General features: G+C 62.9%; 9 protein-coding genes. 2 read left to right on the top strand and 7 right to left on the bottom strand.

Features of this window, described 5'->3' with window-relative positions; all coding sequences use genetic code 11:
* Positions 1–511: 511 nt before the first annotated feature.
* From EOA33_RS11135 to EOA33_RS11105, 7 genes are all read right to left on the bottom strand, one after another.
* Positions 512–1882 carry an FGGY-family carbohydrate kinase gene (locus EOA33_RS11135; RefSeq protein WP_127405646.1) on the bottom strand — a complete coding sequence of 457 codons (1371 nt, stop codon included), beginning with the start codon at positions 1880–1882 and terminating at the stop codon, positions 512–514.
* Complete coding sequence (gene rhaM, locus EOA33_RS11130; protein WP_189375609.1) at positions 1879–2193, bottom strand: L-rhamnose mutarotase; 315 nt, start codon at positions 2191–2193, stop codon at positions 1879–1881. Before rhaM ends, EOA33_RS11135 begins: the two co-directional genes overlap by 4 nt.
* The gene (locus EOA33_RS11125) at positions 2193–3194 is read right to left on the bottom strand and encodes an ABC transporter permease (RefSeq protein WP_126056561.1); all 1002 of its coding nucleotides are present in this window, start codon (positions 3192–3194) and stop codon (positions 2193–2195) included. Before EOA33_RS11125 ends, rhaM begins: the two co-directional genes overlap by 1 nt.
* Positions 3191–4168 (bottom strand): ABC transporter permease, encoded by a 978-nt coding sequence (locus EOA33_RS11120; RefSeq protein WP_127405644.1) that lies wholly within the window; start codon positions 4166–4168, stop codon positions 3191–3193. Before EOA33_RS11120 ends, EOA33_RS11125 begins: the two co-directional genes overlap by 4 nt.
* Positions 4165–5721: a sugar ABC transporter ATP-binding protein gene (locus tag EOA33_RS11115; protein WP_127405643.1), complete on the bottom strand. Its 1557-nt coding sequence runs from the start codon at positions 5719–5721 to the stop codon at positions 4165–4167. The genes EOA33_RS11120 and EOA33_RS11115 overlap by 4 nt, the downstream gene beginning before the upstream one ends.
* Positions 5722–5805: 84 nt before the next feature.
* On the bottom strand, positions 5806–6801 hold the full coding sequence (gene rhaS, locus EOA33_RS11110) for a rhamnose ABC transporter substrate-binding protein (protein ID WP_126056558.1): 996 nt from the start codon (positions 6799–6801) through the stop codon (positions 5806–5808).
* 48 nt (positions 6802–6849) lie between these two features.
* The gene (locus tag EOA33_RS11105; protein ID WP_127405642.1) at positions 6850–7659 is read right to left on the bottom strand and encodes a DeoR/GlpR family DNA-binding transcription regulator; all 810 of its coding nucleotides are present in this window, start codon (positions 7657–7659) and stop codon (positions 6850–6852) included.
* Positions 7660–7844: 185 nt separating this feature from the next.
* Between EOA33_RS11105 and EOA33_RS11100 the strand changes: the two genes are divergently transcribed.
* Together EOA33_RS11100 and rhaI are read left to right on the top strand one after the other, a co-directional pair.
* The gene (locus EOA33_RS11100; protein WP_127405641.1) at positions 7845–9947 is read left to right on the top strand and encodes a bifunctional rhamnulose-1-phosphate aldolase/short-chain dehydrogenase; all 2103 of its coding nucleotides are present in this window, start codon (positions 7845–7847) and stop codon (positions 9945–9947) included.
* Between the two features lie 91 nt (positions 9948–10038).
* Positions 10039–11331 (top strand): L-rhamnose catabolism isomerase, encoded by a 1293-nt coding sequence (gene rhaI, locus EOA33_RS11095; RefSeq protein ID WP_127405640.1) that lies wholly within the window; start codon positions 10039–10041, stop codon positions 11329–11331.
* Positions 11332–11592 lie beyond the last annotated feature (261 nt).

Below are 11592 nucleotides of genomic sequence, written 5' to 3'. Positions count from 1 at the left end.
GATCGCCGCCGATGCCGTCAGCTTCGTCATGTCGGCCTTCGGCAAGCGGATTCTCTAGCCAAATTGACTTGCGATCGGAGCGGAACGTAACCTCAATGCGGAAATTTGAATCCAGTTGGATGCGTGGATGAGACTAATTGGGAACGTCGGCAGGATTTATTTCATACTGTTTGCTGCAACAGCATTTTTATCAGGCTCTTTTGCTTGCATTTTTGAAAAAGCAAACAATTGTGGAAATCATGTTGGAATGGGCATTAGCTATGGAGACGGTGGTTCGGAATGTGAATCGTATTTGTCAATTAATTACGGCATATCTCTATTCTCGCAATCAAGTGGCTTTCAGTTATATTTCTTATTGACTCCGCTAATTATATACACATTTTTGGTTACCGTCATATTTTTAACATTTTCGTCAATAAGCAAAGTGTATTTTCCGACCCGGTATGCTTTTTACGCCATTAATATGGCGATTTTGTATTCTTCGTATTTCTTCTTATTATTCGTGATCTGATCAGCTCCGCGCTTCGACCGCCCTGCGCCATGCGCGGAAATAGGCCGCCCAGATGGGATCAGCTTGCGGTTCTATTGTCTCGACCTTGCTGTGCGCGGGCGTCTCTTTGGATGCCAGAAGTGCTGCGCCGATGCTGGTGCCGGTGGCGGCCTCGGAGGCGATGACGGTGCGCGCGGTCGCCGCAACCAGCATGCCGGTAAAGAGGCGGTTGCGGGCAAAGGGTCCTTCCACGGTTGTCGGTCCGTCGCCGCCGATCAGCTCGAGGCAGGTCGCGGTCATAAGCGCCAGATAGAAAGAGATGGCGACGAAGCGCTCGCCGCCACTCGTTCCGTCGGCATTGAGCCATTGCGGCTGGCGGTGCGGAAACGGCCCCGATCCCTGCTGGGTCGAGGGCAGAAGCAGTGCCTTGCGCGCCAGCACTGCGGCGACGTCGTCCTCGCTCCAGTCCTGCGGCTGACCGTCGGTCAGCAGCGAGAACTCGCGCCCGCCCATGAAGCGAGCCGAAGGCACGGGATCGCCGAGCGCGTTGACGTTGACCAGCGTGTCTCGGGCCGGATCGAGCTCGACCTTGCCGCCGCCGACCGCCATCGAAACCACCCAGGTGCCGGTCGAGACGACAGAGAAGGGCGGCCGGTCGGACAAGAGATGCGGCAGCAGCGAGGCATTGGAATCGTGCAGCCCGCAGTACACCGGCGTTTGCGGGTCGAGCCCGGTCTGCTGAGCGAGTGCGGGCAGGATCGGGCCGAGCCGGTCCTTCGCCGGCCGCACCGGCGCCATCAGCCGGCGCCAGCCCATCTTGTCCACCAGCGTCGAGTAGTCGGACTTCCACGGGTTCCAGAGGTCGGTGTGGCAGCCGAGTGATGTCACCTCATTGGCAGTCACGCCAGTCAGCCGCTGCGCCCAGTATTGCGGGTACATCAGGATCGCGGCCGCCTTGGAAAATTCTGCTGGAAAACGCCTCTGCTGCCAAAGGAGCTGCGCGCCGATGTTCAGGCCGGCCGGCAGGCGCGGCGTGCCTGTCTCGACAAAGGGCGGACGGATGAGGTCATAGTCCTCGGCGAAGTCGTCTGGTCCCGAAAATTCATAGTCGAGCACCGGCAGCGCCAGGCCTCCGTCGGCGTCGACCAGCACCGCCGTCGCGCCATGGGTGGTGATCGAGATGGCGTCGATGCGCTGCTCGCGGTGGAGTTCGGCGAGGCTATCGAGGATGAACGTCCACAGCCACTCGATGTCGTGATGCGGGTAGGGGCCGTCAGTGAGGGGCGCGTTGGCGCTGCGGCGCAGCGCCGTCTCGCGCAGGGTCGCGAGATCGACCAGCGCCACCTTGGCGTTGGTCTTGCCGATATCGACGACGGCGACGTGGCGGATCATGCCATATGGAACACAGTTTCCAGCGGCACCGCCACCGGCTCGTTGTCGGCCCCGGTTTCCACCACATCGGCCATGTGCGCCCACCAGCGCTGCATCACCGGATGCTTCGGCAGATCGGCCATGCCGTGGTCGTCACGGCGCCACAGCACGCCGAACAGGATGTTGGTCTCCTCGTCGAGATGGATCGAATAGTCGGAGATACCGGCCTGCTTCAGCAGCGCCACCAGCGACGGCCAGATCTCGTCATGGCGGCGCTTGTACTCGGCCTTCATGCCAGGATTGAGCTTCATCTTGAAGGCGTATTTTTCCATCAGGCGAAGCGTCCCTCGCGCAGGCGCCGCCAGACGATGGGCAGCGCAATCACGATGATCAGCAAGAGGCCGATGAAGATCGACATGACGATGCCCGGCACGTTGAGCAGCCCGAGCCCAAAAGTCACCAGCCCCATGATGAAGGCGGCGAGCACGACGCCCAGGATGCTGCCGGCGCCGCCGAGGATCGAGACGCCGCCCAGCACCACCATGGTGATCGCTTCCAGTTCATAGCCTTGCGCGATCGACGGCCTTGTCGAGCCGAGCCGCGAGGTGATCAGCACCGAGGCGATGCCGGACATCAGCCCGGTCAGGCAAAACAAGATGAACTTGATGCGGTCGACGCGCACGCCGGAGAACTGGCAGGCGACCGGATTGTTGCCGATGGCAAAGACGCGGCGGCCGAAGCTCGTGCGATGCAGCACGAACCAGTAGATGAGCGCGGCGACGAGGAACAGCGCCAGTTCGAACGAGAAAACCCACCAGACATAGCCCTGGCCGAAGAAGGCGAAGCTCTCCGGATAGCCCTTGTAGGCCTGGTCGCCGAGGATGATGAAGGCGATGCCGCGGAACAGGCTCATCGTGCCGATGGTGACGACAATGGAAGGCAGGCCTAGCCGCGTGACCAGCAGCCCGTTGAAGGCGCCGCAGCCGAGCCCGACAACGATGCCGATGGCCACCAGCACCGGCGTTCCGGCGCCGGCCTGCACCGCCATCCCCATCATCGTCGAGGCGAGCGCCACGATCGCCGCGACCGACAGGTCGATCTCGCCGGAAATGATCAACAGCGCCATGGCGAGCGCGATCAGCGCCTTTTCGGTGAAGTTGAAGGTCAGGTCCGACAGCGACCACGGGTCGAGGAAATAGGGCGAGGCGAAGCTGTTGACCGTGAAGATGAGAACCGCGATGACGACGAGCAGCGCCTCCCAGGAAAAGATCGCGGACGAGAGCGGCTTGTCGAGCCGGTCGGGGATGTGGCGCGGGTGAGGGGCGTCGGTCATGCCGCTTCCGCCTTTCTGAGGATGATCCGGCCCTGCCGGCGCTCACCGCGCGCATTCAGCACCACGGCCAGGATGATGGCGCTGCCCGATATCGCCATCTGCCAGAAGGGCGAGATGTTGATGACCGGCAGCGCGTTGGAGATGATGCCGAGAAACAGCGCGCCGAGCACCGCGCCGCCGACCGAGCCGATGCCGCCGGCGATCGAGATGCCGCCGATGACGCAGGCGGCGATGATGTTGAGCTCATAGCCATTGGCGACCTCGACGGATGCGATCACATAGCGCGAGATCCACAGATAGCCGGCGAGCCCGCCGATCATGCCGGAAATGCAGAAGACGATGAATTTTGTCCGGCCGACATCGATGCCGGCATAGACCGAGGCGGTCGGGTTGACGCCGATGGCATAGATCGAGCGGCCGATCTGCGCGCGCGTCATCACCACGAAGAACAGCGCGATCACCAAAAGCGCGATCCACGAAAGCACCGGCAGGCCGAGGAAGGCGGCGCGCTGGAAGTTGATGAAGTCCGGACTCATCTGGTCGGCATTGACCCAGGCGCCGCCGGACACCACGAACGTCGCGCCGCGATAGATGGTGAGCGTGCCCAATGTCACCACGATCGAGGGAATGTTCAGCCGCCACACCAGCAAGCCGTTGATGGCGCCGAGCACCAGCCCGACGGCGAGCGCGATGACGATCAGCACCGGGATCGGGATCGCCGGATGCGCGGCGTTAAGCATCGCCACCACCATACCGGTGAAGCAGAGGTTCGACGCCATCGACAGGTCGATCGAGCGCGTCAGGATCACCACCATCTGGCCGAGCGCCAGGATCATCAGGATCGAGGTATCGTTGAACACCTGGCGCAGATTGGCCGGGTCGGCGAAACCCGGGAAGCGGGTTGAGATCAGGCCGATCAGCACCGCGATTGCCGCAAGCAGCCAGATCTCGCGGTATTTGCGCAAATTCTTCATGTCGCGATCCCCGCTGCGGTTCGTACCAGCGTCTCGGCATCGAGCCCCTTGTTGTCGTGGACGGCCGCGATGCGGCCTTCGCGCATGACGACGACACGGTCCGACATGCCGAGGATCTCCGGCAGTTCGGAGGAGACCATGATCACCGACAGGCCTTGCGCGACGAGCTCGGCCATGAAGCCGTGCACGGCGGCCTTGGAGCCGATGTCGATGCCCTTGGTCGGCTCGTCGAGGATGATCACCTTGGGCGCCGTCGCCAGCCATTTGGCGATGACCACCTTCTGCTGGTTGCCACCGGAGAGCGTGCCGACATCCTGGCTGAGCGATGAGGCTCTTAGATCCAGCCGTTCGGTGTAGGAGCGGGCGAGCGCGAACTCTTCCGCCAGCCTGAGCACGCCGGATTTCGAGGTGCGCATGAGCGAGGGCAGCGACACATTCTGGAAGATCGGCATCCCGATCACCACGCCCTGCTTGCCGCGCTCCTCCGGCACATAGACGATGCCGGCCTCGATGGAGTCGGCGGCCGATTTCGGTGCGATCGTTCGGCCTTCAAGTGTGATGGCACCCCGGCTGGTGCGGGTGATGCCCGATATCGCCTGCATCACCTCGCTCCGTCCGGCGCCGACCAGGCCGTAGAAGCCTAGGATCTCGCCCTTGCGCAGCTCGAAACCGATGTCGTCGAATTCGGTCGGATGCGACAGGCCGGAAACCGCGAGCACCGGCGCGCCGATCTTCGGCTCGCGCTGCGGGAAGATGTGGTCGACGTTGCGACCGACCATCATGCGCACGATTTCGTTCTGGCCGGCATCCTTGAGCAAGCCCTCGCCGACCATCTCGCCGTCGCGGAAGACCGTGTAGCGGTCGGCGATGCGGTAGATCTCATCGAACTTGTGGCTGATGAACAGCACCGCCTTGCCTTCGCTCTTCAGGAATTCGATCAGCAGGAAAAGCTCCTCGATCTCCTTCATCGAGAGCGCGGCGGTCGGCTCGTCCATGATGACGATGCGCGCATCGATCGACATGGCGCGCGCCACGGCGACCAAGTGCTTGTTGGCGATGCCGAGGTCCCTCAGCCGCGCGTCGGCGTCGATATGGCCGGCGCGCATGGTCTCCAGCACCTCGCGTGCATTCTTGCGCATGGTGCGCCAGTCGATGGTGCCGAAGCGGGTGCGCGGCGCGTGGCCGAGAAAGATGTTTTCGGCGACCGAAAGGTCGTCGAACAGCACGGTTTCCTGATGGATGGCGGTGATGCCGTGGCCGAAGGCGGCATGCGCGCTGTGCAGCGTTGTGGCCTCGCCGTCGATGCCGATTTCGCCGGCGTCGGGCTGGTAGATGCCGGTCATGATCTTGACCAGCGTCGACTTGCCGGCGCCGTTCTCGCCGATCAGCGCCGTCACCTGGCCCGGATAGAGCGACAGGCTGACATTGTGAAGCGCGCGGACACCGGGGAAACTTTTCGAAATGCCGGAGAGCGTCAGGCGCGGGGCGGCAGGCTGGGCCGGGCCCGAAAGCGGCCGTTCCGTCTCCACTTTGTGCTGGGCTGTCGTATCCATATCCGTATCAGGCCCTGAGAGAAGGTCCGTTTGAAGATGCGGCGGGACAATTGTCCCGCCGCACGAGCTGGAAGTCGACCAGGATCAATAGATCTTGGAGAACTTCTCGATGTTGGTCTTGTCGAACTGGAAGGGCGGAGCCATCGCAGCCGAGTTGGTGTCGTCGAGCGTCACCTTGCCGACGCGGCCGATCGACAGCGTTGCGCCGGGCTTGGCCTCTTCCTTCTTCACTGCCAGGTCATGGGCGAGGTAGATGGCCGAGTAGCCGAGGTCGATCGGGTTCCACAGCGCGACCGCCTGGCTGGCGCCGTTGTCGATGAACTTCTTGAACTCGGACGGCAGCGCCAGACCGGTGACGTTGACCTTGCCGATCAGGTTCGCGTCGGTGACGACCTGGGCGGCGGCGACCACGCCGACGGTGGTCGGCGCGATGATTGCCTTGAGGTTCGGATAGGACTTCAGCAGGCCTTTGGCTTCGTCCGTGCTCTTGGCCGAGTCGTCATCGCCATAGACGGTGGCGACGAGCTTGATCTTCGGGAACTTCTCCGGCAGCACCTTCTTCGCCGCCTCGATCCAGGCATTCTGATTGGTCGCGGTCGACGATGCGGAGAGGATGGCGACGTCGCCGCCTTCCGGCAGGTAGTCGGCGGCGAGCTTGATGATGGTCTCGCCGATCAGGCCGGTGTCCGACGGGTTGAGGTGCAGTTGGCGGCCTTCCTTGGCAACGCCGGAGTCCCACGAGATCACGGTGATGCCGCGATCCATCGCCTTCTTCAGCACCGGCACCAGCGCGTCGGCGTCATTGGCCGAAACCGCGATCGCATTGACCTTCTGCGCGATCAGCGAGTTGATCACCTCGATCTGCGCCTCGGCGGTCGCCTTGGTCGGGCCGGTGTAGATCACCTCGACATCGCCCAGTTCCTTGGCCGCTTCCTCGGCGCCCTTGTTGGCGGCGTCGAAGAAGCCGTTGCCGAGTGATTTCACCACCAGCGCGATCTTGACGTTCTCTGCATAGGCGGCATTCACGAACATGGCGGCGGAAAAGGCCGCCGTGACCAGCAGTTTCTTCAAAAAGCTCATCGAATATCCTCCCTTGAGCGTTGCATTTCCATCGCCGCTGCGGGCCGCTCAGGCCTGCAGTGAAGATTCTTCCTTCTCGGTGGCCGCCTTGCGGGCGACGATCAGCGTTACCCCGGCGGTTTCGAGCATCTTGGCCTCGCGGTCCTCGATGCCGTCGTCGGTGATCACGGTGGCGATGCGCGTCAGCCCGCACAGGATCAGGCTGGAGCGCATGCGGAACTTCGAGGAATCGACCAGCACCACCAGTTCGTCGGCCTGGTCGATCAGCTTCTGCTCGGCCTGGATCAGCAGCGGGTCGCCTTCCATCAGCCCGAGCGGCCCCAGCCCCTGCGCGCCCATGAACATGCGTCGCGCGTAGAAATTGCGCGTCACGTCATTGTCGAAGGGCGACAGGATGATGTTCTGCTCGCGGTAGATCGTGCCCCCTGACAGCATCACCGTATTCTTCGAGTGCTTGAGCAGGTGTTCGGCGATTGGGAAGGAATTGGTGAAGATCGGCATGCGGCGGCCGGTCAGGAAATGCACCATCTGGAAAGTGGTGGTACCGCCATTGATGATGATCGGCTCGCCGTCCTTGCAGAGATCGACGGCTTCCCGCGCGATCGCCCGCTTCTGCGCGGCGTTCAGCGTCTCGTTGACCGAGAAGGGGCGGCCGGCAAGGCCGATGAACTGCGGCGGCGAGATCGCCTCGGCGCCGCCGCGCACCCGGCGCAGGCGCTTCTGCACATGCAGGGCCGCGATGTCGCGCCGGATCGTCGCCTCGGAGGAGTCTGTCAAGTCGACCATCTCCTGCACCGTCACCACAGGCTTTTCCTGGACGGCGGACAGAATGATCCTGTGGCGCTCTTTTTCGTGCATGGTTCCTCCCTGCCTGAGCATCTAGGCACTCAAAACGAGCAGTGTCAATCATTTCCGATCATATATTTTCATTGTGCAGTGCAATATGATCGATATTGATCGTTTGTGATTGACAAGAGGGCGTCTTGCGTAGACATTCCCCGCGAAAAGGACCGCACCCTTTTGCGTCCCAAGGGAGGATATCTATGCTCGACAAGCGCTCCGGCTCGCGCCTCGCCAATCTGTGGGACGATGCGAAGGCCAAAGGATTGAGCGACCCGGAGTTGCTGGTCTATCGCTCCAACACGCTCGGCTCCGACAAGCGCGTCACCAACTATGGCGGCGGCAACACCTCGTCAAAGGTCTGGCAGAAGGACCCGCTGACCGGCGAGGACGTCGAGGTTCTGTGGGTCAAGGGCTCGGGCGGCGACAGCGCCTCGATCAAGCTCGACGGCTTTGCCACGCTCTACATGGACAAATTGCGTGCGCTGAAAGGTCTCTATCGCGGCCTCGCGCATGAGGACGAGATGGTCGGCTACCTGCCGCACTGCACCTTCAACCTCAATCCGCGCGCGGCCTCGATCGACACGCCGCTGCATGCCTTCGTGCCGAGGCCTTGCGTCGACCACATGCATCCCGACGCCATCATCGCCATTGCCGCGGCGAAGGATTCCAAGACGCTGACGAAGGAGATCTTTGGCGATGCCATCGGCTGGCTGCCCTGGAAGCGGCCGGGCTTCGAGCTCGGCCTGTGGCTGGAGAAATTCTGCCTGGAGAACCCCGAGGCGAAGGGCGTCATCCTCGAAAGCCACGGCCTGTTCAGCTGGGGCGACACACCGAAGGAATGCTACGAGACGACGATCTCGGTCATCAACCAGGCGATCGAGTGGTTCGAGCGCCGGTCTGAAGGCGTGGCCATCTTCGGCGGCGAGGCGGTGAAGTCGCTCGACGCGCCTGCGCGCCGCGCGATTGCCGCGAAGCTGATGCCGAGGATCCGCGGCCTGATCTCGGAGAAGAGCCACAAGCTCGGCCATTTCGACGACCAGCCTGCCGTGCTCGAATTCGTCAATTCGAGGGATTTGCGGCCGCTGGCAGCACTGGGCACCTCATGCCCTGACCATTTCCTGCGCACCAAGATCCGGCCGCTGGTGATCGAATTCGACCCGGCGAAACCTGACGTCGACGCCGTCATTGCGCGTCTTGCCGACGACATCGCCGAATATCGTGTCGGCTACCAGGCCTATTACGACAGTTGCAAGCATGTGGACTCACCCGCCATTCGCGATCCCAATGCCGTGGTCTATCTGATGCCGGGCGTCGGCATGTTCACCTTCGCCGGCGACAAGGCGACCGCGCGCATCTCCGGCGAATTCTATGTGAACGCCATCAACGTCATGCGCGGCGCCTCGACCGTCTCGTCCTATGTCGGCCTGCCGGCGCAGGAGGCCTTCGACATCGAATACTGGCTGCTCGAGGAAGCCAAGCTGCAGCGTCTGCCGAAGCCGAAGGCGCTGGCCGGCCAGATCGCGCTGGTTACAGGCGGCGCCGGCGGCATCGGCCGCGCCACCGCCAACCGGCTGCTGCGCGAAGGCGCCTGCGTGGTGCTGGCCGACATCGACCAGGCGGCGCTCGCCAGCGCCAATGACGAACTGTCGCAAGCCTATGGCAAGGATTTCGTCCGGCCGGTGGTGATCAACGTCACCTCGGAGGACCAGGTCGTCGCGGGCTTCGCCGAAACGGCGGTCGAGTTCGGTGGCGTCGACATCCTTGTCTCGAATGCCGGCCTTGCCTCCTCGGCGCCGATCGAGGAGACGACGCTGGCGCTGTGGAACAAGAACATGGACATATTGTCCACCGGCTATTTCCTCGTCTCGCGCGAGGCGTTCCGGCTGTTCCGTGCCCAGAAGATCGGCGGCAACGTCGTCTTCGTCGCCTCCAAGAACGGGCTTGCCGCCTCGCCCAACGCCGCCGCCTATTGCACGGCCAAGGCGGCCGAGATCCATCTCGCGCGCTGCCTCGCCCTTGAGGGCGCGGAGGCGCAGATCAGGGTCAACGTCGTCAATCCGGACGCCGTGCTGCGCGGCTCCAAGATCTGGAGCGGCGAATGGAAGGAACAGCGCGCCGCTGCCTACAAGATGTCGACCGACGATCTCGAGGAGCACTACCGCTCGCGCTCGATGCTGAAGCGCTCGGTCTTCCCGGAGGACATCGCCGAGGCGATCTACTTCTTCGCCTCCGACATGTCGGCGAAGTCGACCGGCAACATCATCAATGTCGACGCGGGCAACGCGCAAAGCTTTACGCGCTAGGCAACTTCCTTCTCCCCGTTCACGGGGAGAAGGTGCCGGCAGGCGGATGAGGGGCAGCGCCAGCCGAACGTAGTCTTGGGAGGAATAGCAGTTGTCCGAAACCATTATCTCAGCCGACCTCGTCGCCAGCCAAAACGCTGCGCGCAAGAGCGACCTCGAACGCGACTACGCCTCGCTCGGCGAACGCCTCGACCGGCGCGGCATCGCCATTGACGCTATCCGCGACAAGGTGGAGAAATTCGCAGTGGCGATCCCGTCCTGGGGCGTCGGCACCGGCGGCACCCGCTTTGCCCGTTTCCCCGGTGCTGGTGAGCCGCGCGACATCTTCGACAAGATCGAGGACTGCGCAGTCATCAGCCAGCTGACCCAGGCGACGCCGACCGTCTCGCTGCACATCCCCTGGGACAAGGCTGACCCGAAGCGGCTGAAGCAGGCCGCGTCGCGCTTCGGCCTCGGCTTCGACGCCATGAATTCGAACACCTTCTCCGACGCCAAGGACCAGGAGCTTTCCTACAAATTCGGCTCGCTGTCGCATGCCGATGCCGGCACGCGCCGCCAGGCGGTCGAGCACAATCTCGAATGCATCGAGATCGGCAAGACGCTTGGCTCGAAGGCGCTGACGGTGTGGATCGGCGATGGTTCGAACTTCCCCGGCCAGGTCAATTTCGCCAGAGCCTTCGAGCACTATCTCGATGCCATGAAGGAGATATACGCCGGACTGCCGGACGACTGGCGACTGTTCACCGAGCACAAGATGTACGAGCCGGCCTTCTATTCGACGGTCGTGCAGGACTGGGGCACCAACTACCTCATCGCGAAAGAACTCGGCGACAAGGCTTACTGCCTGGTCGACCTCGGCCACCATGCGCCGAACGTCAACATCGAGATGATCGTATCGCGGCTGATCCAGTTCAAAAAGCTCGGCGGCTTCCACTTCAACGATTCCAAATATGGCGACGACGACCTCGATGCCGGCTCGATCGACCCCTACCGGCTGTTCCTGGTCTTCAACGAGCTGGTCGACGCCGAGCTGTCCGGAGCAGAGGGGTTCAATCCCGCGCACATGCTGGACCAGAGCCACAACGTCACCGACCCGATCGAAAGCCTGATGCTGTCGGCGGTCGAGGTGCAGCGCGCCTATGCGCAGGCGCTGCTGGTCGACCGCAAGGCGCTGCAGGGTTTTCAGGAAGAGAACGACGCGCTGATGGCGACGCAGACGCTGAAAGCCGCCTACCGCATCGACGTCGAGCCGATCCTCGCCATGGCGCGGCTGAGGACCGGTGGCGCCGTCGATCCGGTCGCCGCCTATCGGGCCGCCGGCTACCGGGCGAAGGTCGCGGCCGAACGGCCGGCTGTCGCCGGCGGCGGTGGTGGGATTGTTTGAGGCCAAGTCGGCGATTGCTCAAGGCAATTTTTCGATAATCGTCACTGTCGGCGCTGCCCCTCATCCGCCTGCCGGCACCTTCACTCCGTGAACGGGGAGAAGAGCGCTGGCTGCGACCTCGGCGTCTGCTCTGCCAGCTTGGCGATTGGCGAAGCCCGACGAGAGCGCCCCTTCTCCCCGTCACTATACGAGGAGAAGTGCCCGGCAGGGCGATGAGGGGCAGCGCTGACCTCGGCCATTTCCTATCCTTAGGACAAAGAC

This window comes from Mesorhizobium sp. M4A.F.Ca.ET.050.02.1.1, from assembly GCF_003997725.1.
In the GTDB taxonomy this organism is placed as follows: Bacteria; Pseudomonadota; Alphaproteobacteria; order Rhizobiales; family Rhizobiaceae; genus Mesorhizobium.
Note: the sequence above shows the minus strand (reverse complement) of the source record. Positions and strands in the feature narration are given on the sequence as shown.

Excerpts from the sequence above, each read along its gene's own strand:
- EOA33_RS11135 (WP_127405646.1), bottom strand. The coding sequence starts at position 1,882 with ATGATCCGCCACGTCGCCGTCGTCGATATCGGCAAGACCAACGCCAAG.
- rhaM (WP_189375609.1), bottom strand. The coding sequence starts at position 2,193 with ATGGAAAAATACGCCTTCAAGATGAAGCTCAATCCTGGCATGAAGGCC.
- EOA33_RS11125 (WP_126056561.1), bottom strand. The coding sequence starts at position 3,194 with ATGACCGACGCCCCTCACCCGCGCCACATCCCCGACCGGCTCGACAAG.
- EOA33_RS11120 (WP_127405644.1), bottom strand. The coding sequence starts at position 4,168 with ATGAAGAATTTGCGCAAATACCGCGAGATCTGGCTGCTTGCGGCAATC.
- EOA33_RS11115 (WP_127405643.1), bottom strand. The coding sequence starts at position 5,721 with ATGGATACGACAGCCCAGCACAAAGTGGAGACGGAACGGCCGCTTTCG.
- rhaS (WP_126056558.1), bottom strand. The coding sequence starts at position 6,801 with ATGAGCTTTTTGAAGAAACTGCTGGTCACGGCGGCCTTTTCCGCCGCC.
- EOA33_RS11105 (WP_127405642.1), bottom strand. The coding sequence starts at position 7,659 with ATGCACGAAAAAGAGCGCCACAGGATCATTCTGTCCGCCGTCCAGGAA.
- EOA33_RS11100 (WP_127405641.1), top strand. The coding sequence starts at position 7,845 with ATGCTCGACAAGCGCTCCGGCTCGCGCCTCGCCAATCTGTGGGACGAT.